This window comes from Stenotrophomonas sp. TWI169 (assembly GCF_039674705.1).
Taxonomy (GTDB): Bacteria; Pseudomonadota; Gammaproteobacteria; order Xanthomonadales; family Xanthomonadaceae; genus Stenotrophomonas; species Stenotrophomonas maltophilia_P.
Genome location: NZ_JBDJOB010000007.1, coordinates 64,383 through 86,309 on the forward strand (window position 1 = coordinate 64,383; position 21,927 = coordinate 86,309).

Below are 21,927 nucleotides of genomic sequence, written 5' to 3' on the forward strand. Positions count from 1 at the left end.
GATCTGGAGTGCAGGCCCTTCGTCGTGGCTGCCCGCAGGGGGTCGACGAGTGGGGCGGTGTAGTCGTCGTGTCACGGCAGTGGCGTAGGCGCCCGCCGACAACATGAACGTAGGCCCACCGAGGGGGCATGTCGACTGCAACTCCTGACAGAAATATGATCGGTTTCTCGCCATCTCTTCACGCCGCCCATGCTCCGTTCATTCCTGCGCTGGCTGGACCGGGCGCCGATCGAAGACCCGGTGGACCGCCGCAACGCGCGCGTCATACAGCTGCTGCTCCTGTTCCTGGGGGTGACCATCCCGGCGACCCTGGCCTTCGCGGTGATCGTGGCCTGGTCCCAACTGGTCTCGAGCGAGGTGCACTGGTCGACGCATGCCTCGTTGGCGATGAGCCTGTCCATCGGCGCCGCCGCATGGATCGGACTGGCACTGACGCGGCGTGGTGCGTTCGCTGCGGCGGTCAAGCTGTTGATCGGTGCCATGCTGCTGGTCACGACGATCAATCTGGGCGTGAACGGCCTGCAACGGCAGATGCCCGACCAGCTCGCCCAGATGCTGGTGCTCGTGCTGAGTGGTCTGGTGCTTGGTCGTGGCGCGCTGTGGACCACGCTGGCGGTCCTGGTGGGCAGCGTAGTGCTGGGTGCAGGACGCGATGCGATGAGCGTCTTCGCCGATGCTCCCGCGCGTGCGTTCTACAACCTGCCCCCACTGCTGTTCACCTACCTGCTGGTCACACTGCTGATCGACCGGACGACCCAGGCTCTGCGCGAAAGCCTGCGCGAGTCGAACGAGCGCGGGCGGCAACTTGCCGAAGAGATGCGCGAACGCGAGCGCACCCATGCCCAGCTGATCCATGCGCAGAAGAAGGAGATCACCGAACGCATGGCCAGCGGCATGGCGCATGATTTCAACAACATCTTCGCGGTGATCGTCGGCTTCGCCAACCAGCGGCATGAAGACGACGGCGAAGGCAGCCGGCAGCGTCTGGTGCAGCTTGAAGGCCACCTGTCAGACGTGGAGGAGACCGCGCGGCGTGGCATGGCCATCAGCCGGCGGCTGCTCCGTTTCAGCCGTCGTGATGGCGAGCAGGCCGTCGTGTTTGATGCCGCGCAGGCGGTCCGGGAACTTGAGTCGATGCTGCGCCAGTTGCTTGGGCCGGGGATCGTACTGTCCGTGCGCAGCGATGGTGAAGCGGCGCCGGTGCGGATGGACCGCAGCCAGTTCGAGCTGATGCTGTTGAACATCGCGTCCAATGCCCGCGATGCGCTCAGCGATCACGGGCGGTTCGAGATCGACATCGACCGCGATGGAGATCGCGTCCGCATCCACCTGCGTGACAATGGCAGCGGCATGCGCGCCGAGGTGGCGGCCCGGATCTTCGAACCCTTCTTCAGCACCAAGCCGGCGGATTCGGGCACGGGACTGGGGCTGGCGGTCGTGAACGAGCTGGTGACAGAGGCCGGCGGTGGCATCGGCGTCGAGAGCATCTGTGGCGAAGGAACGACGTTCCTGATCAGCCTGCCGTGCGCCCGGCAGGATTCAGCATGTATCCCCGGCCATGAACCACCGTAAGAGGCAGTTCCATGCCACAGCGCTTGCGTGCCTTCACGCGCAGCCGGTAGACCATGGCGTCGAGCCGGTGCGCATCGAAATCGTCTGAATCATCTGCAATGGCCAGGATCAGCTGCTCGCGTGACACCAGCGCCCCGGCGTGCTGGAACAGTTCCGCGCACAGGCTGCGCTCGCTGCGGGTGAGCGCGGCCGAGGTGCCGTCGGGCGCGATCAGGCCCCATTGGTCCTCACTCATCCTCCAGCCGGGCAGTGACCGGTTCGCTGTTGCCGGCGTGGCGATCCGTCGTGCCAGGCTGTGCAGTGCCGCCGCCAGCAGATCGATCTCGATCGGCTTGGAAAAATACACGTCGGCACCTTCGGTCAGGCCGCGGATACGATCACTCACATCGGCAAGGCTGGTCAGCATGATGACGCCGAGGCCCGGTTGTCGTTGGCGCATTTCGCGCGCCAGGCTGAAGCCATCGCCGTCAGGCAGGCTCACGTCGAGCACGAGCAGGTCGGCGGGCTGTCTCTCCATTCCGGCGCGGAAGGCGGCGACGCTGGCGTAGCCGGTCGCCAGGAATCCATAGCGCGCCAGGCCTGGCAGGATGATGCGCTCGCGCAGGGCAGGCTCGTCCTCCAGTACCGCTACCCTCAAGCTTTCTGATTCCTGCACATCCACGTCCAGATGCCTGCGCCCTTTGTCGGTTGATCATAGCCGCATGCGCGCTGCCCCCGGGAGGGGCCGCGCGGGTCGGCGCACCGATGCAGGGGGCCGATTCCCTTCGCGGCGACCGAACGGGAGCCTCTGCCAGGCGCTGGGATCGTTCCATGGCCGCGGTTCTCTTCATGAACGACGCATGGCCGATGAAGTCCTGATGACACCGATTTCACTCGTAGTTGCCAGCGGCAGGCGGAGACTGGACCCATCCCGGAAGACAGGAGCTGGCCATGAAGACCTCGACCCGACTGCTCGTGCTGGGCACCCTGATGGCGGCATCGTCGATGGCGGGTGCGCAGACCTACGGGCCCCGCGATGAAGGCCGCAAGTTCAACGACGGCAGCCGTGTGGAATGCAGGAACGTTGAAGTCCAGCGCAACTCGCGCGATCCGAACCGCATTGCCGGTACTGCCACAGGTGCGGTGGTGGGCGGCCTGCTGGGCAACCAGGTGGGCGGCGGCAATGGCAAGAAGCTCGCCACCGTCGCCGGTGCAGTCGCCGGCGGCGCCGCCGGACGACAGATCCAGGGCAACCACCAGCAGAAGACCGGCGATCGGGTGGTGGAACGTCGCTGCGAGCGCGTCTACCGCTGATCGCCGTTTTCCCCTTCCACGTAGTGATGCAACGAACGCCGGCTCCGTGCCGGCGTTTGTCTGTGCTCAGGGGCGCACCCCGCCCGACGGCCTGCCATGCAGCCGCCAGATGGCAAGACCGCCGTAGATCACCAGCAGCGCCGCGAGCGTGGCAAGTTCACGGCTGACTTCGTCCAGGCGTGCGTCCATCTGGTTCAACCGCACCATCAGATTGATGCCGGAGGTGGTCGGCAGCAGCTGCGCCAGCCACACCAGCGGGCGGGGCGTCATCACCGCCGGCCAGGAGAGGTTGGCGAGGAAGAACAGCGGAATGGAGGTGGCGATGATGTACTGGAAGGCGCGTTCGCGGGTGCGGAAGAAGCTGCCGATGAACAGCCCGAAGGCCACGGTGGCGGCAATGAACAGCGTGCCGCCCAGCAGCTGGCCCAGCGGATTTCCGCCGCGCGGGTAGTCCTGTACCCAGGCGGTGAAGCCGGCGTAGTAGAACAGGCCGAACAGCCCGATCAGGCCGAAGCCCATCGCCATGCCTGCCAGGGTCGGCAGATCGAAGTGCAGCCGGCGGCCGAGCACCAGACGCCGCCCTCCCAGCAGTACGCCGATGCCCATCAGCAGTGTCTGGTGCACGATCAGTTCGGCCACGCCGGGTACGATGGCGCTGCCATAGCCTTCCTGCGTGTTGTACAGGGGCCGCTGCACGAGCGTGACCGGCGCTGCCTGCGGCGCGCCCATGAACGCGGCCTGGGTCACGGCGGCGTCGCGGCCGAATGTGCCCAGCGCATCGGCGATGCTGCCCAGCACCCAGCTGGCGCGTCCCAGGTAGGCGCCATTGCCCAGCAGGACCAGCTTGGCTGGCTGGCCACGCAGGATGTCGCGCTCCAGGTTCGCGGGGATGAGCACGATGCCTTCGGCATGCCCCGCTTCCAGCTGCCGGCGCGCGCTGTCCAGATCCGCCGGCTGGCCAACCACGCGCGCCACGCGCAGGCCATCGAGGATGCGCAGCAGTTCGCGGCTGGTGGCACTGTGATCCTGGTCGACCACCAGCACCGGCAGATTGCCGGCCACCTGGTGGCGGTACGCGGCGGGATAGAAGAACGAGTACAGGATGACCGCACCGACCATCACCACGATGGCATAGCGGTCGCCGAGCACCGCCAGCAGGGTCTGCCGCAGGCTGCGCCAGACCGTGCTCATGCGTCGGCTCCGGCCGGTCGCGCGGCCTCCGGGGTGCGGCCGAAAGCGATCAACCGCAGGCTGCCGATGCCGCCGGCCACCACCGACATCAACACCAGCGTGGCCAATGGCCACAGCGAGACGGACAGCGGTGCGCCGACGAACTGCTGCTCGGTCTGCACCTTGATGTACGCACTGAGTGGCAGCAGCTGGTGCCAGATGCGGGTGAACAGCGGGCCATCCAGTACCGGGAAGGTGGCACTGGAGAAGGCCAGCGCGGTGCCGATGGTCAGGCCGACCACCGACAGCGCGGTACCCATGTCACGGGCAAGGCCGACGAAGAACAGCGCATATGCGGCCGTGGCCAGGTAGAACGCCGGCTGCGCAGCCAGCAGCAGGAGCAGACTGCCGGCGATGCCGTCCCCGCGCAGCCATGCGAGGTAGCCGACGCCCAGCGCGCCGTACAACGCGAACAACAGTACGTAGGGCGCGAGCTTGCCGGCGATCGAGGCCCACGGGGTGTCACCGAGCCAGGCCGGCAGCGTGCCATCGCGGATTTCCCGGCCCACGCTTCCGGCCACGGCCAGTGCCAGCACCAGCGACAGGACGGCCGGGAAGATCAGCGGCAGCAGGAACAGCTCATAACTGCGTGCCGGGTTGTAGAGGATGTCGGACTGCACGGCGATCGGGGCGGCGCGCAGCTTTGCGGGCCCCACCTGCAGGCCGATGCGCTCGCGCAGCATGCGTGCATTCCAGGCCGACACCGCATCGGCGATATCGCGCGCGGCCGATTGTCCGGTGGTCATGTAGGTGGCGTTGTAATAGGCGAACACCGTGCCCTGGCGGCCGCGCAGGGCCTGACGGGTCACGTCGCGCGGCACCAGCACCACTGCGAACACCTCCAGGCTGCGCAGCTGCGAGCGCGCGGTGTCCATGTCGGCGGGCTGGCGGGCGACGCGGAGCCCCGGGCTGGCATCGAGCATGCGCAGCAATTGCCGGCTGTCGCTGCTGTGATCGAGGTCGACCACGGCGATGGGTACATCGCGCATGACCGATGGCGTGAACATCCAGGCCATCAGTACCAGCATCAGCAGCGGCAGCACCGTGACCAGCGCCAGGTCGGCACGGTTGCCACCAAGACCCCGCAGCTCGCGCTGCCAGGCAGCAGCAAAGCCGTTGCCACCAGGGCTCAGTGCTGGGGCCATGCGAACAGCACGCTCATGCCGGGGCGGAAGCCCTCGATGCGGCGTACCGGGCGCACCCGCACCTCGAAGCTGCGGACATCGTAGCCGGACGACTGCCGGGTGGTACGCCAGGTGGCATAGTCGCCGGCCGGGTTGATGAAGTAGACCTTGAACTCGCTGTCCTCACCGAGGGCCGGCACGCTGCCACGCAGCGTGCTGCCGACCTTCAGGCCCTGCATCTGTGATTCGCGCAGGTTCATCGATACCCACATGCGATCGATGTCGACCAGGGTGAATACCGGATAGCCGGCGGGTACCAGCTCGCCGGGATCGGCCATGCGCTTGTTGATCTCGCCGGCCACCGGTGCACGGCCCTCCACTTCGACGCGGGCCGCATCCACTTCGGCCACGGCGCCCTGCGCCTGCTGTACCTGGCCCTGCGCGGCACGCTTGTCCTGTTCCCGCGCACCGGCCAGTGCCATGTCGTACTGCGCACGGGCGGCACGGGCCAGCTCGCGCGAACTGGTGGACTGGGCGAGTGCTTCGTCGCGCTTCTGCCGGGTCATCACCCCTTCGTTGAACAGGTTCTGCACGCGGCGGTAGGTGGCTTCGGCCAGCGTTGCTCCGGCTTCGGCACGCTTCCAATTGGCTTCGGCAGCACGGATGTCCTCACTGCGCGCACCTTCGGCAGCCTTGTCGGCCACCGCCTGCGCAGCGGCCAGAGCGCCGCGTGCCTGCTGTTCCTTCGCCGTCACTTCGGGGCTGTCGAGCAGGAACACGACCTGACCGGCCTGCACGCGGTCGCCTTCGCGAACCTTCAGCTCGGCGACACGGGCGGTGATCTTCGCGGCGACGTTGATCGTGTCCGCGTCGGCCATGCCCTGGATCTGGTCGGCCGGGCTGCGCCAGGCGAACCACAGGCCCAGCGCCACCACTACCAGCAGCACCACGAGCAGGATCCGGCCAAGCCGGCGCTTGCCTGGTGGTGTCGCTTCATCCTGCAATACGTCACTCATGGTCGATCACCTCATCTGCGCGACGCCGGAATTCCTCGAAGCGGTCCATCTGCCCACTGATCTCCAGCAGCTGTGCCAGCGCGACATCGTACTGGTAGGCGGCCTGTGCACGCTCCACGCGAGCGCCTCCCAGACCCAGCCGCGCATCGATGACGTCCAGCGACGTGGACTGCCCCTCGCGGAATGCCAGCTCCTGCAGGCGCAGGTTCTCCTGTGCCTGGGCGATGCTGCTGTCGAGCAGCACGAACTGCTGGCGTGCCGTTTCCAGCTCGTTCCACGCCTTGCGCACGCCGAGCGCGACCTGGTTCTCGGCTTCGCGCAGTCCGGCTTCCGCCTGCTCCTGCTGCGCACGTGCCGCGCTGATCTGCGCCGGTCGCGAGTTCGGCGACAGGAAGGTGTACTTCAGGCCGATGCCGAACGCCCAGTCCGGATCGGTCAGCATCTCGTCGCGGCGACGGAAGTCGTATTGGCCAAAGGCGAATATCTGCGGCTTGAGCTTGGCCTGTTGTACGCGCACGCCCTGTTCGGCCTGCGCCACCATGGCCCGCAGCCGTGCGATCTGGGGTTGCCGTGCCTGCGCGATGCGCTCGAAGCTGGCGGCCGGCTCCAGCGGCACGCGCTGCACGAACAGGGGTGATACCGGCTGCACCTCGCCGCCACTGCGCAGCAGGGTGGCCAGCGCGGCCTTCAACGTGGCCAGGTCGTTGACGGTCTTCTGGTACTCGCGCTCTGCCTTGTCGCGCGCCACGGTGGCCTGCAGTCGCTGCGCGCGGGTGGCGAAGCCTTCGCGCTCCAGCTTCAGCGCATCGGCCAGGTGGCGTTCCAGGCCATCACGGACGTCACGGCGCACGTCCACCGCCTGCTCGGCCAGGCGCTGGCCGAAGTAGGCCTGGGCCAGCTGCACGGTCAACGACTGCCGCTGTGCTTCGCGTTCCGCGCTGGCCTGCTCGTGGGCTGCGCTGGCGGCACGCTGTGCGGCAGGAATGACGCCACCGGTGTACAGCGGCAGCACAGCGGTGACGACCGGGCGGGTGCGCCAGTCGCGTTCGGTGAACGACAGGGGGGAATCGATGCCAAAGGCCTCGGCCACCGGTGCCAGCGAGCCCAGTGGCAGGGTCAGGGTCTTCTGGAACTGCAGGCGGCGGACCTCGCCGGTGATCTCCGGCAGGCGCAGAAGGCGCGTGGCCTCCTGCAGATCCTGCTTGTTGCGGACGGCGGCGTCGGCCGCGGCCAGCGCGTCGGAAACCTGTTCCAACCGCTGCCGCGCCTGTTCCCAGTCCAATGCCGGTGTATCGGTGATGGCCTGCGCTGACGTGGCAAAGGGCAAGCAGGCCGCAAAGGCCATGCCGGCGACGCCCATCGCGCTGCGCATCCTTGTCCGTGTGCGGCTCACACGCATGCCGTTCCTGTAGTTAAGAAGTGAGCAAACGTTAGTGGTCTGCGCGTGAAGCCGGGGTCTGCGGTCGTCGTGTGGGTCTCAACGCAGGGCGCCGGTGGCCGCCGTGCGCAATGCCTGGGTGATGTGCTGCAGCGTGCTTGAGCGCACGGCCGCGTGCTGCCAGTACAAGGGCACGTCGAGCCAGCGGCGGGGTTCCAGTACCACCACGCGGCCGGCATGCACGGCAGGCCCCACCAGGGTTTCCGGGGCCATGCCCCAGCCCAGTCCGAACGCGGCGGCTTCGACGAAGCCGGTCGAGGAGGGCAGATAATGCAGCGGTGGCTGCAGCCGCGCACGGGTCAGCCGCCGCACGAAGCGCCACTGCAGTTCATCTTTGCGGTTGAACACCAGCATCGGCGCACGTGCCAGCGCCGCAGCCTGCATGCCCTCGCTGAAGTGCCGGCGGGCGAAGCCGGGCGAGGCGATGGCGTGGTAACGCATGGCGCCGAGCGGATGCACGTTGCAGCCCTTCACCGGCTGGCTTTCGGCGGTGACCGCGCCGAGCACGCTGCCATCTCGCAGCAACTGCAGGGTGTGGTCCTGATCATCCATGCGCAGGTCGAACAGATACCCATGGCGCTGGTGAAGCTCGGCGATGGCCGGCACGAACCAGGTGTCGAGCGAGTCGTCGTTGACCGCCAACGGGATCGGTGTGCGCGGGGCATCGCTGCCGCGTTCGGGCAGCAGTTCGGCCAGCGCCTCGGCCTCCAGCGTCTGCATCGGTCGCACCCTGCGCAGCAGCGCTTCACCTGTGGCCGTGGGTCGGCACGGTGCCTGACGTACCACCAGTACCTGGCCGAGCCGGTCCTCCAGTGCCTTGATCCGTTGCGACAGCGCCGACGGGCTGATCGACAGGCGTCGGGCGGCAGCGTCGAAGCTGCCTTCCTCCAGCACCGCAGCAAACGCAGCCAGTTGTGGATGTAGCAGATCCATGCCGGTGCCTCTTCAGTTTTTCTGCACAGGATAAAGAAAAATCAGATTGTCTAAACAGGACGGCGGCCGCACTCTGCGCGTCCCCTCCCTGCCAGGCCTGTCCCCATGTGGATCGCCGCTGCCGCCGCCGGCCTGTTCGCAGGTGCCGGCCTGATCATCGCCATCGGTGCACAGAACGCCTTCGTACTGCGGCAGGGCCTGCAGCAGCGTCATGTGGGAAAGGTGGTGCTGGCCTGCGCCGGCGCGGACATCGTGCTGATACTGGCCGGTGTCGGTGGCATGGGCGCGCTGGTGCTGCAGTGGTCGCTGCTGCTGCAGGTGCTGCGCTTTGGTGGTGCGGCGTTCCTGCTGTGGTATGGCCTGCAGGCGGGACTACGCGCGTGGCGTGGTGGCAGTGCGCTGGCCGCCGCCGAGGCGCAGGGCGGCAGCGGGCGCGAGGTACTGCTGACCTGCCTGGCCTTCACCCTGCTCAACCCGCACGTCTACCTGGATACCGTGGTGCTGCTGGGCAGCCTGTCCACGCGCTATCCGGGCGATCTGCGCTGGGCGTTCGCCGCCGGAGCCTGCGTGGCCAGCGCGGCCTGGTTCTGCACGCTGGGCTATGGCGCGCGCCTGCTGCAGCCGGTGTTCCGCAGGTCGAGCGCGTGGAGGGTGCTGGATGCCGGCGTGGCGATCTTCATGTTCTGCCTCGCCACCCTGTTGCTGTTGCGTCCGCTCTAGGCCGCGTCCACCGCGCACAACGGCGTCTCGTCGGGGCGCAGCGTCAGCACCCGCACGCCCTTGCGGGTCACGGCCACGGTGTGCTCGAACTGTGCCGACAGCGTGCCGTCGCGGGTATAGACCGGCCATTCGCCCGCGCGCTGGCGGATCGCCGGCCTGCCCTGGTTGAGCATCGGTTCGATGGTGAACACCATGCCTTCTTCCAGCACCCTGCCGGTGTTGGGATGGCCGTAATGCAGGATCTGTGGTTCTTCGTGCATCTCCCGGCCGATGCCATGGCCGCAGTATTCCTTTACTACGCTGTAGCCGTGGCGGCGAGCGTAGCGGGCGATGGCGTGGCCGATGTCGCCCAGGCGCGCGCCGGGCCGTACCACGGCGATGCCTTTCCACATCGCTTCGTAGGCGGTCCGCACCAGCCGCCGTGCGGAAGGGGTGACCGCGCCGACCGGGTAGGTGGTGCTGGAATCGGCGATGTAGCCGTTCTTTTCCAGGGTGATGTCGAGATTCACGATCTGGCCCTCACGCAGCACGTCTGCGGTACTGGGCACCCCGTGGCAGACCACGTTGTCGATGGAGGTGTTGAGCACGTACGGAAAGCCATACTGGCCCTTGCTGGCAGGCCGCGCCTGCAGCTCGTCGACGATCATCCGTTCGACGAAGTCGTTGATCTCCATCGTGCTGCGGCCCTGCAGTGGCCATCTGTCGAGCGCGGCGAACACCTGTGCCAGCAGGCGGCCGGATTCGGCCATCAGCGCGATCTCGTCGGGCCGCTTGATGATGCTCACGTCAGGCCCGTGCGGGTGCCAGCGGCTGTGGCTGCACGCCGGCGGCGCGCAGTTCGCTGGCCACGATGTCCTGGAAGCTCAGCGTCGGATTCATTTCGCACAGCATGCCCACGCGGATCCAGAAACTGGCCTGGGCGTTGATCGAGCGGCTGGAGACGGTGCAGGCACGGCGCAGCTGGTCGTGCAGGGTGTCATCGATGTTGACGATGCCCATGGGCGGATCCAGGTAAGAGGAATATACGTATCGTATATGTTTCGTATATCCCTCTCAAGCCTGCGAGGACTCAGTCCGTTGCGGTGGCGAAGCGCAGGCGGTTGTGGTCCGGATCGAGCAGCAGCATTTCGCGGCTGCCCCACTCGGTGTCATGCGGCGGCTGTTCGATCGGTACCCCCGCGGCACTGAAGGCGCGGTGCAGCGCGTCGACATCCTCGACGATGAAGTAGACCGCGCCGCCCACTTCGCAGTCGCCGCTGTGCTCGGTGAGGAACAGCGTCTGGCCGTCGCGGGTGAGCTGGGCGAACAACGGAAACCCCGGCTCGAACCGATGCTCCCAGTCGACGACGAAGCCCAGGCCCTGCACGTAGAAGGGCAGGCTGGCATCGGCGTGGCGCATGCGCAGCTGCGGGATGACGGTCTGGCGCATCATGGTGGCTCGCAGGGGTGAGCCGGCAGTGTACGCCGGCAGGGTGCCGCCACTTTCGTGGTCAGTCCCGCAGGCCGGGTTCACCCTGGACCAGCGGCACCCGTGAGCCGTCCAGCAGACCGCGGCTGAGCCGGCCATCCTCGATGAACAGCAGCTCGCCGTTCTCGCCGTTCTTGATGCTGCTGTCGATGGCGATCACGCGATCACCATGGAACGTGCTGACATGCGGCATCGACGTGTGGCCGACCACGATGCGCTTGAGCTGCAGCGTGTCGAGCACGTCCTGCACACCCCGTGCATCGAGACGGCCATCGAAGTAGCCGCGGTACCAGATGGGGCTGCTCTTGCCGTCGTACAGCGGTGCAGTTGCGGGGTCGGCCTTCACTTCGGCCTTGGGCAATCCCAGCGAGGCCTGGTAGGCGGCATTGGTGCGTGCCGGGTGCAGTGCCAGTTCCACCGCTTCGGGCGAGATGCCGCCATGCAGGAACAGGGTGTCGCCGATCTTCAGCAGCACCGGCCGCGTCCGCAGCCATTGCCCGATCACCGAATCAGCGCCGTACAGCTGCGGATAGCTGCGCCCGAGCAGCTGCGCGCTGCGCAGGTACTTCGGATTGACATAGCGCAGGTCGTCGTACAGGACCATGGTCTCGTGGTTGCCGAGCACGAAGTGCACCGCACCGCCGGCGGCCGCCGCCTGCTGCTGCAGGCCATACAACAGCCAGAACGCTTCGGTGACCTGCGGGCCGCGATCGAACACGTCGCCAGCGACCACCAGGGTGTCCTGGCCGAGGGCCCAGCGGTCCTGCGCATCGATCACATGGTGGGCGCGCAGCAGTCGTACCAGCAGGTCGTACTGGCCGTGGATGTCGGACAGGGCGACGATGCGCGGTACCGCAGGCAGCTCCGACACCGAAGGCGCGACCGGTGGCAGCACGTGCACGCTGTGCGGGTAGCCGCACAGGGGCGCGACATCGGCAGCTCCAGTGGCGGTGCCCAGCGAGCGGGTCTGCACAGCGTCAGCGCAGATCCATTTGGCCTGCAGCTGATCGCCGTTGCGGAACACGTAGGGGCCATCGGCCTCGACGTGGGCGGCAGGCGCGGCGACTTCGCGGCCCTGCGCGCCTGGCACGCCCCACAGCAGGAGCAGGGGCAGAAGCACGGACGCGGATCGGGGCAGGGCACGGCGGAGCATGGGCGGAGTCCTAGGCAGCAACGGAAGGGCGGGCCGCAGGGCCCGCCCGTGATCCTACGCTGGCATTGCTACACGCTGCATGCGCGGGCGGCGCGCAGGCTTTGCCGTGGGAGGCGGATCATCGATCCGGCGCATCGCGCTCAGGTGGAACGGCACGCGAGGCTCGGGCTAGCGCATGTCCACCTTGCGGACCGCGGTCTGTTCCGCCAGCAGCGGCGTACCGGTGTGGTCATGCGGCTGCATGTAGGGAAGGGGCGCTCCGCTGGCACGCTCGACAAGCTGCGAGTGCGCCTCACCCGTTGCGAAACGATGGCGTTCGCCCCATTGGCGCAGCGCCACCAGCACCGGGAAAAGTTCGCGTCCGGCTGGCGTCAGCACGTACTGCTGGTAGGCGCTGCCATCGCTGGCAGGTTGCTGCAGCAGCAGCCCGGCCTCGACCAGACGCCGCAGGCGGTCGCTGAGGATGTTGCGCGCTGCGCCGAGGCTGCGCTGGAAGTCACTGAAGCGGGTAACGCCATCAAAGGCATCGCGGATGATCAGCAGGGCCCAGCGATCACCGAGCAGATCGGCGCTGCGGGCAACGGGGCAGGGGCTGGCGGCATGCATGGGCAAGGCTCGTGACGATGTGGTTGCATTTTAAAACCATTGTCGATAGGGTGCATCCAGTTTCAATATGCAACCACATTCATGCCCGTTTCCGTCCTTCCGCGCGCCCTGTTGGGCCTGCTGGCCATCGCGGCGGGTGCCAGTGTGGCCAATGTCTATTACGCACAGCCGCTGCTGGAGCGCCTGGCGCAGGCCTTCGCCATGGAGCGCGCGACGGCCGGCGCTGTGGTTGCCGCTACCCAGGCCGGCAGCGTGCTGGCCCTGCTCGGCCTGCTGCCGCTGGCCGACCGCGGCGATCGTCGCCGCCTGCTGCGCGTGCAGCTGCTGGCACTGGTGATGGTGCTGCTGGGACTGGCGGCAGCACGCAGTACCGCCTGGCTGCTGGGGGGCATGCTGCTGGCGGGCCTGCTCGGGACGGCGCTCACCCAGGGACTCATCGCCTATGCAGCCACGCTGGCACCGTCGGGGCAGCGGGGGCGCGTGGTTGGCATGGTGCAGGGCGGGGTGTTCATCGGCCTGCTGGCTGCGCGTGTGGTATCCGGCGCGGTGGCGGCCCTGGCCGGCTGGCGCGCGGTGTACCTGCTGTCAGCAGTGATGATGGCGGCGTTGGCGATGCTGCTGTGGCGACGCCTGCCTGCCGTGCCTGTTCCCTCGCAGCCGCCGGCGTGGCGCGCGCTGCTCGGCTCGATGATGACGATGCTGCGCAGTGATCGCACGCTGCGCGAGCGTGGCCCTCTGGCGCTGCTGCTGTTCGCCGGCCTCAACGTGTTCTGGGCGGCCGTACCGCTGCCCCTGTCGGCATCACCGATGAACTGGTCGACCGCGGCCATCGGCGCGCTCGGTCTGGCCGGCATGGTCGGTGCGCTGCTGGCTGCACGGGTGGGGCACTGGATGGATCGGGGTTTCTGCCTGCGGGTGAGCCTGGGGGCGCTGCTGCTGATGCTGCTTGCGTGGTGGCCCCTGCTGGGTCTGCCGCACGCCCTGGCATGGCTGCTGCTGGGCGTGGTGGTGCTCGATCTGGGAGGACAGGCACTGCATGTGTCCAACCAGGCGTTGCTGCTGCGCGCGCCTGCCGAACAGCACGGTCGCCTGGTGGCGCTGTACATGCTGTTCTACGCGGTCGGCAGCGGCGCCGGTGCTGCGGCCGGTACGTGGATGCAGGCGCACCACGGCTGGACCAGGGTCTGTGCACTCGGTGCAGGCATCGCGGTGACGGCGCTGGCATGGTGGGCGTTGCATGCCGCTGCACCGGCAGCGCGTCACCCCGGCGGCCACCGGCCCCCTGCGTAGTACCCATCAGCAGGGGTACGCCGAATGAGCGTACTTGGCCTCATGCACATTTGCGAAGCGCTTGCACTGAGTTGACGCATTTGAGAATCAATCGCATTGATGGGAGAATGCGCGCATGGACCGGCCTGCGGAAGATGTGCGGCGCCGCTCCCACTCCCCCGTCGCCGCCTCAAGCCCTTTGCCAGAGGTCCCGTTGCCCTGCCAGAAGGTGTTGAAGATGTCTGCCGTCCTTGTTCCGCCGCCGCGCCCGTTGGCGCTTGCCGTTGCTGCCCTGCTTGCGGGCAGTGCCCTGGGTGCCCATGCGCAGACCGACGCGACCGATATCGATACGGTACACGTCACCGCCTCGCAGATCGCGCGCCAAGCACTGGGTACATCGACAATCACCGCCGAGGACATCGCGCGCCGTCCTCCTGCCAACGACATCGCCGAGCTGCTGCGGACCATGCCCGGCGTCAATCTCACCGGCAACAGTGCGTCCGGCCAGTACGGCAACAACCGCCAGATCGACCTGCGCGGCATGGGGCCGGAGAACACGCTGATCCTGGTGGACGGCAAACGCGTCGGCGCCCGCGACGCCGTGCGCATGGGCCGCAGCGGTGAGCGCAATACCCGTGGCGACACCAACTGGGTGCCGGCGGAGATGATCGAGCGCATCGAAGTGCTGCGTGGTCCGGCAGCGGCGCGTTATGGATCCGGCGCCTCCGGCGGCGTGGTCAACATCATCACCAAGCGCCCGACGGGCGATCTGACCGGAGCGGTCGACCTGTACGGACTGGTACCCGAGCACAGTGCCGAAGGTGGCAGTGAGCGCGTGGGCCTGCAGCTGAGCGGCCCGATGACCGATGCGTTGTCCTTCCGCCTGTATGGCAACCTCAACAGGACCGACGCGGATTCGCTCGAACTCAATCGCGCGTTCGCCACCGCGCCGGGCACCGTACCTCCCGCAGGCCGCGAGGGCGTCAAGAACCGCGATGTCAACGCGCTGCTGCGCTGGGACATCAACGCCGGCCAGGTGGTGGAATTCGAAGCCGGTACCAGCCGCCAGGGCAACATCTATGCGGGCGACCGTGCCGTGAGCAACACCGGTACCTCCACGCCGGTCGATCTGGCGGCGCTGGCCGAGAGCGAGGCAGAGACCAACCGCATGTACCGCACCACCGGGGCGATCACCCATCGTGGCCGCTGGGGCGATGTGACCTCGCGCGTTACTGCTGCGGTGGAAGCGGTCAACAATTCGCGCATCAACGAAGGCCTGGCCGGTGGCCCCGAGGGCAGCTTCAACGGCACCGACTGGTCCACCTCCCGCCTGCGCAATTACCAGCTCGATGGCGAGGTCAGTTTCCCGACCACGATCGGCGCGGCGGAGAATGTCTGGACGCTGGGCTTCGAGCATCTCGACAGCCGCCTGACCGATCCGTATTCGATGAGCCAGTCCGGCAGCAGTGGCGGTGGCCTGCCGGGCCTGTCGGCCGATCGCGCGCGCGGCAAGTCCGATGCCCAGACTACGGCGGTCTTCGTCGAAGACAACATCTACCTGGGTGAACGCTGGATCGTGACGCCGGGACTGCGCTTCGACCACCACAGCCAGTTCGGCAACAATGCCAGCCCCAGCCTCAATGCGCAGTTCCGCATCAATGGCGACTGGGTGGTGAAGGGCGGCATCGCGCGCGCGTTCAAGGCTCCCAACCTCTACCAGTCCAATCCGGACTACCTGTACTACACCCGTGGCAACGGCTGTCCCAACGCACTGCCGAGCCTGGGCGCGGGCTGCTACCTGCAGGGCAACGCGGAGCTGGACGCCGAGACCAGCCTGAACAAGGAACTGGGCGTGGAATGGGCTCCGCAGAGTGGCTGGCAGGCCTCGTTGACCTACTTCCACAACGACTACAAGGACAAGATCGAGGCCGGGTATACCCAGGTCGGCCTCACCGCCGATACCCGTGGCCGGATCTTCCGCTGGGAAAATGCACCGAAGGCCATCGTGCAGGGCCTGGAGGGCAACCTGGTGGTGCCGCTGCTGGGCGAGCAGGGCGACCGGCTGAAGTGGAGCAGCAACTTCACCTACATGGTGGAGAACGAGAACAAGAGCACCGGCCAGCCGCTGTCGGTGATACCGCGCTACACGGTCAACACGATGCTGGACTGGCAGGCCACCGAAAAGCTGTCGCTGCTGCTCACCGGCACCTTCTACGGCAGGCAGGAGCCGGCCACCACCAACATCAACAACGATCCTCGCTGCACCGGAAGCTGCGATCCGTCGGTGGTGCTGCAGGATCGGGGGGCATACAACATCTGGGGCGTGAGCGCGCGCTACAGGGTTACCGGGACGGTCAGCTTCGGTTTCGGCGTGAACAACCTGGCCGACAAGCGCCTGTTCCGCGAAGCCAACAGCAGCGACGCCGGTGCGGCGACCTACAACGAACCGGGCCGCGCATACTGGGCCAGCCTGCGTTTCGGCTTCTGAGCGCGCGCGGTGCCTGACAGGCATGGCCCGGTGCAATCGGCGAGCGCCGGGCCACGCCCGGCGCGACCGGCGCCGCACAGCTGCAATGTTATAAACATCGTAATAGTCTCCCCCGCAGCCACGCCGTAGCCTGACCGCATCGCACAGGAGCTGTTGCATGGGCCACGACCACGATCACCTGCCGTCCCAGATCCGCCACGAGAAGCCGTTGTGGTGGGCGTTGGGGCTGACTTCCACCTTCCTTGTCGTCGAAGTCGTCGGCGCGTTCTGGACCAACAGCCTGGCGCTGCTGTCCGATGCGGCCCACATGGCCACCGACGCGCTCGCACTGATGATCGCGCTGGTCGCGGTGCGCTTGAGCCGGCGTCCGCCGGACGCGCGCCGCACCTATGGCTATGCGCGGCTGGAAGCCCTTGGCGCGATGATCAATGGCGCGATGCTGTTCGTGGTGGCCGGCTACATCCTGTGGGAAGCGGTCGGCCGCTTCCGCGAACCGCAGGAGATTGCCTCCACCGGCATGCTGGTGATCGCCGCCGCCGGCCTGGTCATCAATCTGATCTCGATGCGCCTGCTGCAGGCCGGCAGCGGTGAAAGCCTCAACGTCAAAGGTGCCTACCTGGAAGTGTGGGCCGACATGCTCGGCTCGGTGGCGGTGATCGTCGGCGCGCTGCTGATCCGTTGGACCGGCTGGCAGCCGATCGACCCGATCCTGGCGGTGCTGATCGGCCTGTGGGTGCTGCCACGCACCTATGTGCTGATGCGCGAGGCGATCAACGTGCTGCTGGAAGGCGTGCCCAAGGGCATGGATGTGGCGAAGGTCCGCGACAGCCTGTCCGGCCATGCCGCGGTGCTGGACGTGCATGACCTGCATGTGTGGGCACTGGCCTCGAGCACGCCGGCGCTGACCGCGCATGTCGTGATGCGCGACGGTACCGACGCCGACGTGCTGCGCCGTGAGCTGGGAGGTCGCCTGCACGATGACTTCGGCATCGAGCATGTGACCCTGCAGATTGAAGCGGATCACTGCGGAGAGGCATGCGGAGATCCCGCGCCGCCCAGTGCGGCCGCACCGGATGCGCGGCACGATCACGACCACGGCGAGGACGCGCAGGGCCATCGCGGCCACGTGCACCACTGATCTGCCGCTACGCGTCCCGTCGCGACGCCAGCCGATCCGCCAGGCGGGTCGGCTCCGGCAGGCGATAGCCACGCAGCGTGCGCTGCACCCACTGCAGTGCGGTATCGGCGCTGATGCGGTGCCCGCCAGCGACGAACAGCGGCCTGCAGCGGACCTTGCTGCGCAGCACCCAGCCGAGCTGTTCATCGCCATCGAGCAGGGGCGTATGCGCGCCAGCCTCGTCTGCGGGCTCGACGAAGCGACCGACCAGTTTCGACTTGGCCACGCCGATGCTCGGCAGATCGGTGACGACGCCCAGGTGCGCCGCCACGCCCAGCCGTCGCGGATGGCTGATGCCGTGCCCGTCGACGAAGACCAGGTCCGGCGAACGCGGCAGCAGGGCCAGTGCAGCGAGCAGGGCGGGCAGCTCGCGGAAGCTGAGCAGGCCAGGGATGTAAGGCATCACCGTGGGAATGCGGGCGATCTCCCGGGCCACCGGTTGCAGGGTGGCGGCATCCAGCAGCACGGCTGCGGCGCGGGTGGTGCGGCCGTCGTCCTCGAAGCCGACGTCCAGCCCGGCCAGCCAGCGTACGGTACCCGGCAGCCGGTCGCTGCGCTCCACCCGCGCCGCAAGCCGCAGCTGTTGCTCGCGTGCGGCGGCGACGCTGCCCTGCCAGCGCCCGGGATCGATCACGGTATTCATCGATCACAGCATCGCATGGGCCGCGCCACGGCACGGTGAGCGGCCCCGGGGCTACAATGGCGGCCTGCCTTTCCTCGCGTTGGAGATCCTGCAGTGACCCGTAAACTCGTACTGTTGCGCCATGGCCAGAGCCAGTGGAACCTGGACAACCGCTTCACCGGCTGGGTCGATGTCGACCTGACGGAGCAGGGGCGCCGGGAAGCGGCCGCCGCTGGCCGCCTGATGCGCGAGGAAGGCTTGCAGTTCGACGTCGCCCACACCTCGGTGTTGAAGCGCGCCATCCACACCCTGCAGGGCGCCCTGGCCGAGCTGGAGCAGGACTGGCTGCCGGTGAACAAATCCTGGCGTCTCAACGAGCGCCATTACGGCGGCCTGCAGGGCCTGGACAAGGCCGAGACCGCTGCAAAGCACGGCGAGGAGCAGGTCAAGGTGTGGCGTCGCTCCTATGACATCCCGCCGCCGCCGATGGATCTGGAAGACCCGGGCCATCCGATCCACGACCGTCGCTACGCCGGGCTGGACCGCAACGCGCTGCCGGGTACCGAATCGCTGGCCACCACCCTCGACCGCGTGCTGCCGTACTGGCACGACGCCATCGCGCCGCAGCTGAAGGACGGCAAGACGGTGCTGGTGACCGCCCACGGCAACTCGCTGCGCGCGCTGTACAAGTACCTCAACAATGTTTCGCGCGAGGAAATCCTCGAGCTGAACATTCCGACCGGCATTCCGCTGCTGTTCGAACTGAACGATGACCTGACCGTGCAGTCGTTCCGCTACCTGGGCGACCCGGAAGCGGCGCGCAAGGCCGCTGAGGCCGTGGCCAACCAGGGCAAGGCCAAGTAGGAATCGGAAGGCCGGCGCACGCCGGCCTTCGCTTTTTGTGGCGCAGAGCAGGGCTCGGCGCCACATGACGAGCGCTCTGTGACCTTTGGCCGGTCCCTGCCGCGGGCGTCCCCGTCTACCCTGTGGAACTACCCGCAGGAGAGCCTCATGAACGTCCGCAACCTGGCCCCGCTGGGCCTGACCATCGCCATCGCCGCCTCCCTGGCCGCGTGTGGCAAGAACGAAACTGCACCGGCGACCAGTGCCGACGCTACGCCGGCCTTCGACCTGTCACAGATCAAGACGCCGCTGATCTCGCTCAACAGCGCCGATCTCGATCCGGCCATCGCGGCCTGCACCGACCTCAATGGCTTCGTCAACAGCAAGTGGCTGAAGGCCAATCCGGTACCGGGCGACCAGACCACCTGGGGCAGCTTCGAAATCCTGCGCGAGCGCTCGCTGGAAGTGCAGCATGCGCTGGTACAGCAGGCTGCCGCCAGCCAGGCCAAGGCCGGTTCGGTGGAAGCCAAGATCGGCGACATCTGGAAGACCGGCAACGACGAAGCGAAGATCGAGGCTGCGGGCCTGGCGCCGCTGCAGCCGCAGCTCGACAAGATCGCCGCGCTGAAGGACACCGCCTCGATCACCCAGTACCTGCGCGACAGCCAGGCCGAGGGCAAGGGCGTGCTGTTCTCGCTGTTCGCCAATGCCGACTACAAGGATTCGGCCAACGTCATCGCCTACATCGGCCAGGGCGGCCTCGGCCTGCCGGAGAAGGGCTACTACTTCGATGATGCGCAGGCCAGGATCCGCGACGCCTACGTGGCCTACATCGCGCAGGTGCTGACCCTGTCCGGCGTGGACGCCGCGCAGGCCGCCGAGCAGGCCAAGGCCGTGATGGCCTTCGAAACCCGCCTGGCCAAGGCGTCCATGTCGCGCATCGAAATGCGTGACCCGGCCAAGCGCTACAACCCGCTCAGTGCTGCCGACGCCGACAGGCTGACCCCGAATTTCAGCTGGACCGCGCTGTTCGACACCCTGAAAGTGCCGGCCGCGCAGAAGTTCTCGCTGGCCCAGCCGGGCTTCTTCTCCGAGATGGACAAGATGCTGGTCGATGTGCCGGCCAGCACCTGGCAGGCCTACCTGCGCTTCCACACCATCGACGACGCCTCGCCGTACCTGAGCAGCCAGTTCGAGAAGGCCAACTTCGATTTCTATGGCACCACCCTGCGTGGCCAGAAGGAAATGCAGCCGCGCTGGAAGCGCGTGCTGGAGTCGGTCAACGGCGGCATGGGTGAGGCGCTGGGCCAGCTGTACGTCGACGCCGTATTCCCGGCCGAGTCGAAGGTGGCCATGCAGCACCTGGTGGAAAACCTGTCGCAGGCGTTGAAGGTGCGCCTGGAGCAGCTGCCGTGGATGGGCGAGGAAACCAAGAAGAAGGCACTGGAGAAGTGGGCCAGCTTCACCCCGAAGATCGGTTACCCGGACAAGTGGCGTGACTGGGCAGGCCTGCAGACCAACGGCGACAGCTACCTCGGCAACATGCAGGCGGCGCGTGCGTTCAACTACCGCTACATGCTGGACAAGATCGGCAAGCCGGTGGACAGGACCGAGTGGGGCATGACGCCGCAGACAGTCAACGCCTACTACAACGCCACCAAGAACGAGATCGTGTTCCCGGCAGCGATCCTGCAGGCGCCGTTCTTCGACGCCAAGGCCGATCCGGCACTGAACTACGGCGGCATCGGCGCGGTGATCGGCCACGAGATGATGCACGGCTACGACGATTCGGGCAGCCAGTTCGCCGCCAACGGCAACTTCGACAACTGGTGGACCGATGCCGACCGCAAGGCGTTCACCGAACGTACCGACCAGCTGGTCGCGCAGTTCGATGGCTACGAAGCGGTGCCCGGCGTGAATGTGAAGGGCAAGCTGACCCTGGGCGAGAACATCGGCGACCTGGGCGGCCTGACCGTTGCCTATGACGCGCTGCAGATGGCGCTGAAGGAAGATCCGAAGGCGAACGTCGAGGTCGATGGCTACAGCCAGGACCAGCGCTTCTTCATGAACTGGGCCACCGTGTGGCGTCGCAACTTCACCGATGGCGAACTGCGCGTGCGCCTGAACACCGATCCGCACGCGCCGGCCAACTTCCGCGCCAACGGTGCGCCCTCGAACATGCCGTCGTTCGCGGCTGCGTTCCAGTGCAAGGCCGGTGACGCGATGGTGCGTGCCGACGACAAGCGCGTGGTGATCTGGTAACCGATCACACGTGAAGCGTGATGCGAGAGGCCCGGCGCAAGCCGGGCCTTTTGTCTGTTCGCCCGGTGGCGCCGGATCTCAGGCCAGCGCAGGTTCCTGCGCCAGCAGGCGATGGAAGCGCTGCAGCACGTAGGGGTCGATCAGGCCGCCGGCCTGGTCATCGAGGATGCGCAGTGCCGTTCCGTGCGCCATCGCCGCCCGGTACGGACGATCACTGGTCATCGCATCGTAGGCGTCGGCGAGCGTGACAATGCGCGCGCCCAGCGGGATGTGCTCGCCGTGCAGGCCGTCGGGATAGCCGCTGCCGTCGAATGCCTCGTGATGGGCCCGGATCAGCCTGGCCACCGCGGCGGCATCGCTGCGGCCGGTGGTCAGGAAGATGTGCTCGCCACGCACCGGATGCTCACGCATGATCGCGCGCTCCTGCTCGGTGTGCCGGCGAGGGCTCAGCAGCACGTCGTCGGGAATGCCGATCTTGCCGATGTCATGGAATCGCGCGGCCAGCGCGACCCGCGTGCCGGCCTCCTGGTCCAGGTCGCAGTGCACGGCCAGGCGCTGGGCCAGCCGGCCGACCCGGTCACAGTGATGGCGGGTGTAGGCATCGCGCATCTGCAGCGACATGGCCAGGGCATCGATCAGGCAGGCCTGTGCGTGCAGCAGGTCGGGGGCGGGTACGGCGTCAGGCAGCATGGTCGTCCGCCCGCACCGGGTGG

General features: G+C 67.4%; 21 protein-coding genes. 8 read left to right on the forward strand and 13 right to left on the reverse strand.

All coding sequences use genetic code 11. The features are described from left to right. Positions 1–189: 189 nt before the first annotated feature. Positions 190–1,572 (forward strand): HAMP domain-containing sensor histidine kinase, encoded by a 1,383-nt coding sequence (locus ABE543_RS07645; protein ID WP_197571951.1) that lies wholly within the window; start codon positions 190–192, stop codon positions 1,570–1,572. Here the strand turns inward: ABE543_RS07645 and ABE543_RS07650 are convergent. Then, on the reverse strand, positions 1,514–2,209 hold the full coding sequence (locus ABE543_RS07650) for a response regulator transcription factor (protein WP_227255210.1): 696 nt from the start codon (positions 2,207–2,209) through the stop codon (positions 1,514–1,516). The two genes, ABE543_RS07645 and ABE543_RS07650, sit on opposite strands and share 59 nt — an antisense overlap. A 293-nt stretch (positions 2,210–2,502) precedes the next feature. On the opposite strand from ABE543_RS07650, the gene ABE543_RS07655 reads away from it, so the two are divergent. Next, a complete protein-coding gene (locus ABE543_RS07655; RefSeq protein ID WP_081284341.1) occupies positions 2,503–2,865 on the forward strand; it encodes a glycine zipper 2TM domain-containing protein in 363 nt (120 codons plus the stop codon). Positions 2,866–2,931: 66 nt separating this feature from the next. On the opposite strand, the gene ABE543_RS07660 is transcribed toward ABE543_RS07655, so the two are convergent. From ABE543_RS07660 to ABE543_RS07680, 5 genes are all read right to left on the reverse strand, one after another. Next, the gene (locus ABE543_RS07660; RefSeq protein ID WP_111185859.1) at positions 2,932–4,056 is read right to left on the reverse strand and encodes an ABC transporter permease; all 1,125 of its coding nucleotides are present in this window, start codon (positions 4,054–4,056) and stop codon (positions 2,932–2,934) included. Further along, entirely contained in the window at positions 4,053–5,240 is a 1,188-nt protein-coding gene (locus tag ABE543_RS07665) for an ABC transporter permease (protein WP_346475541.1), read from the reverse strand. Before ABE543_RS07665 ends, ABE543_RS07660 begins: the two co-directional genes overlap by 4 nt. Next, the gene (locus tag ABE543_RS07670) at positions 5,225–6,235 is read right to left on the reverse strand and encodes an efflux RND transporter periplasmic adaptor subunit (protein WP_346475542.1); all 1,011 of its coding nucleotides are present in this window, start codon (positions 6,233–6,235) and stop codon (positions 5,225–5,227) included. Before ABE543_RS07670 ends, ABE543_RS07665 begins: the two co-directional genes overlap by 16 nt. Next, positions 6,228–7,580, reverse strand: a complete 1,353-nt coding sequence (locus ABE543_RS07675; RefSeq protein WP_229765812.1) for a TolC family protein — start codon at positions 7,578–7,580, stop codon at positions 6,228–6,230. Before ABE543_RS07675 ends, ABE543_RS07670 begins: the two co-directional genes overlap by 8 nt. Positions 7,581–7,712: 132 nt before the next feature. After that, positions 7,713–8,606 carry a LysR family transcriptional regulator ArgP gene (locus ABE543_RS07680; protein WP_346475543.1) on the reverse strand — a complete coding sequence of 298 codons (894 nt, stop codon included), beginning with the start codon at positions 8,604–8,606 and terminating at the stop codon, positions 7,713–7,715. Between the two features lie 105 nt (positions 8,607–8,711). Here ABE543_RS07680 and ABE543_RS07685 point away from each other — a divergent pair, with 105 nt between their 5' ends. Further along, a complete protein-coding gene (locus tag ABE543_RS07685) occupies positions 8,712–9,326 on the forward strand; it encodes a LysE/ArgO family amino acid transporter (RefSeq protein WP_346475544.1) in 615 nt (204 codons plus the stop codon). Here ABE543_RS07685 and map read toward each other — a convergent pair. From map to ABE543_RS07710, 5 genes are all read right to left on the reverse strand, one after another. Continuing rightward, the gene (map, locus tag ABE543_RS07690) at positions 9,323–10,105 is read right to left on the reverse strand and encodes a type I methionyl aminopeptidase (protein WP_065174740.1); all 783 of its coding nucleotides are present in this window, start codon (positions 10,103–10,105) and stop codon (positions 9,323–9,325) included. The genes ABE543_RS07685 and map overlap by 4 nt on opposite strands. Before the next feature lie 7 nt (positions 10,106–10,112). Further along, a complete protein-coding gene (locus ABE543_RS07695; protein WP_053517372.1) occupies positions 10,113–10,325 on the reverse strand; it encodes a ParD-like family protein in 213 nt (70 codons plus the stop codon). Between the two features lie 70 nt (positions 10,326–10,395). Continuing rightward, the gene (locus tag ABE543_RS07700) at positions 10,396–10,755 is read right to left on the reverse strand and encodes a VOC family protein (protein ID WP_065181379.1); all 360 of its coding nucleotides are present in this window, start codon (positions 10,753–10,755) and stop codon (positions 10,396–10,398) included. A gap of 61 nt (positions 10,756–10,816) precedes the next feature. Further along, the gene (locus ABE543_RS07705) at positions 10,817–11,914 is read right to left on the reverse strand and encodes a metallophosphoesterase (RefSeq protein WP_346475545.1); all 1,098 of its coding nucleotides are present in this window, start codon (positions 11,912–11,914) and stop codon (positions 10,817–10,819) included. Positions 11,915–12,115: 201 nt separating this feature from the next. Beyond that, on the reverse strand, positions 12,116–12,553 hold the full coding sequence (locus ABE543_RS07710) for a helix-turn-helix domain-containing protein (protein ID WP_065181143.1): 438 nt from the start codon (positions 12,551–12,553) through the stop codon (positions 12,116–12,118). 81 nt (positions 12,554–12,634) lie between these two features. Between ABE543_RS07710 and ABE543_RS07715 the strand changes: the two genes are divergently transcribed. From ABE543_RS07715 to ABE543_RS07725, 3 genes are all read left to right on the forward strand, one after another. Next, the gene (locus tag ABE543_RS07715; RefSeq protein WP_277381521.1) at positions 12,635–13,843 is read left to right on the forward strand and encodes an MFS transporter; all 1,209 of its coding nucleotides are present in this window, start codon (positions 12,635–12,637) and stop codon (positions 13,841–13,843) included. A 217-nt stretch (positions 13,844–14,060) separates the two neighbouring features. Further along, complete coding sequence (locus ABE543_RS07720) at positions 14,061–16,310, forward strand: TonB-dependent siderophore receptor (protein WP_065174656.1); 2,250 nt, start codon at positions 14,061–14,063, stop codon at positions 16,308–16,310. Positions 16,311–16,467: 157 nt separating this feature from the next. Next, positions 16,468–17,448 carry a cation diffusion facilitator family transporter gene (locus tag ABE543_RS07725; protein ID WP_053517376.1) on the forward strand — a complete coding sequence of 327 codons (981 nt, stop codon included), beginning with the start codon at positions 16,468–16,470 and terminating at the stop codon, positions 17,446–17,448. A gap of 7 nt (positions 17,449–17,455) precedes the next feature. Here the strand turns inward: ABE543_RS07725 and nfi are convergent, their stop codons facing one another. After that, positions 17,456–18,130, reverse strand: a complete 675-nt coding sequence (gene nfi / locus ABE543_RS07730) for a deoxyribonuclease V (RefSeq protein WP_065174657.1) — start codon at positions 18,128–18,130, stop codon at positions 17,456–17,458. Positions 18,131–18,223: 93 nt separating this feature from the next. Here nfi and gpmA point away from each other — a divergent pair, with 93 nt between their 5' ends. Continuing rightward, entirely contained in the window at positions 18,224–18,973 is a 750-nt protein-coding gene (gene gpmA / locus ABE543_RS07735) for a 2,3-diphosphoglycerate-dependent phosphoglycerate mutase (protein ID WP_014036448.1), read from the forward strand. A 147-nt stretch (positions 18,974–19,120) separates the two neighbouring features. Beyond that, on the forward strand, positions 19,121–21,214 hold the full coding sequence (locus ABE543_RS07740; protein ID WP_346475546.1) for a M13 family metallopeptidase: 2,094 nt from the start codon (positions 19,121–19,123) through the stop codon (positions 21,212–21,214). A 78-nt stretch (positions 21,215–21,292) separates the two neighbouring features. Here ABE543_RS07740 and ABE543_RS07745 read toward each other — a convergent pair whose 3' ends face one another. Beyond that, the gene (locus ABE543_RS07745; RefSeq protein WP_065181148.1) at positions 21,293–21,904 is read right to left on the reverse strand and encodes an HD domain-containing phosphohydrolase; all 612 of its coding nucleotides are present in this window, start codon (positions 21,902–21,904) and stop codon (positions 21,293–21,295) included. Positions 21,905–21,927: the final 23 nt, after the last annotated feature.

Excerpts from the sequence above, each read along its gene's own strand:
- ABE543_RS07680 (WP_346475543.1), bottom strand. The coding sequence starts at position 8,606 with ATGGATCTGCTACATCCACAACTGGCTGCGTTTGCTGCGGTGCTGGAG.
- ABE543_RS07700 (WP_065181379.1), bottom strand. The coding sequence starts at position 10,755 with ATGCGCCAGACCGTCATCCCGCAGCTGCGCATGCGCCACGCCGATGCC.
- ABE543_RS07710 (WP_065181143.1), bottom strand. The coding sequence starts at position 12,553 with ATGCATGCCGCCAGCCCCTGCCCCGTTGCCCGCAGCGCCGATCTGCTC.
- nfi (WP_065174657.1), bottom strand. The coding sequence starts at position 18,130 with ATGAATACCGTGATCGATCCCGGGCGCTGGCAGGGCAGCGTCGCCGCC.
- ABE543_RS07670 (WP_346475542.1), bottom strand. The coding sequence starts at position 6,235 with ATGAGTGACGTATTGCAGGATGAAGCGACACCACCAGGCAAGCGCCGG.
- ABE543_RS07665 (WP_346475541.1), bottom strand. The coding sequence starts at position 5,240 with ATGGCCCCAGCACTGAGCCCTGGTGGCAACGGCTTTGCTGCTGCCTGG.
- ABE543_RS07715 (WP_277381521.1), top strand. The coding sequence starts at position 12,635 with ATGCCCGTTTCCGTCCTTCCGCGCGCCCTGTTGGGCCTGCTGGCCATC.
- ABE543_RS07720 (WP_065174656.1), top strand. The coding sequence starts at position 14,061 with ATGTCTGCCGTCCTTGTTCCGCCGCCGCGCCCGTTGGCGCTTGCCGTT.
- ABE543_RS07660 (WP_111185859.1), bottom strand. The coding sequence starts at position 4,056 with ATGAGCACGGTCTGGCGCAGCCTGCGGCAGACCCTGCTGGCGGTGCTC.
- ABE543_RS07695 (WP_053517372.1), bottom strand. The coding sequence starts at position 10,325 with ATGGGCATCGTCAACATCGATGACACCCTGCACGACCAGCTGCGCCGT.
- ABE543_RS07675 (WP_229765812.1), bottom strand. The coding sequence starts at position 7,580 with ATGGCCTTTGCGGCCTGCTTGCCCTTTGCCACGTCAGCGCAGGCCATC.
- ABE543_RS07655 (WP_081284341.1), top strand. The coding sequence starts at position 2,503 with ATGAAGACCTCGACCCGACTGCTCGTGCTGGGCACCCTGATGGCGGCA.
- ABE543_RS07645 (WP_197571951.1), top strand. The coding sequence starts at position 190 with ATGCTCCGTTCATTCCTGCGCTGGCTGGACCGGGCGCCGATCGAAGAC.
- ABE543_RS07745 (WP_065181148.1), bottom strand. The coding sequence starts at position 21,904 with ATGCTGCCTGACGCCGTACCCGCCCCCGACCTGCTGCACGCACAGGCC.
- ABE543_RS07685 (WP_346475544.1), top strand. The coding sequence starts at position 8,712 with ATGTGGATCGCCGCTGCCGCCGCCGGCCTGTTCGCAGGTGCCGGCCTG.
- ABE543_RS07740 (WP_346475546.1), top strand. The coding sequence starts at position 19,121 with ATGAACGTCCGCAACCTGGCCCCGCTGGGCCTGACCATCGCCATCGCC.
- ABE543_RS07725 (WP_053517376.1), top strand. The coding sequence starts at position 16,468 with ATGGGCCACGACCACGATCACCTGCCGTCCCAGATCCGCCACGAGAAG.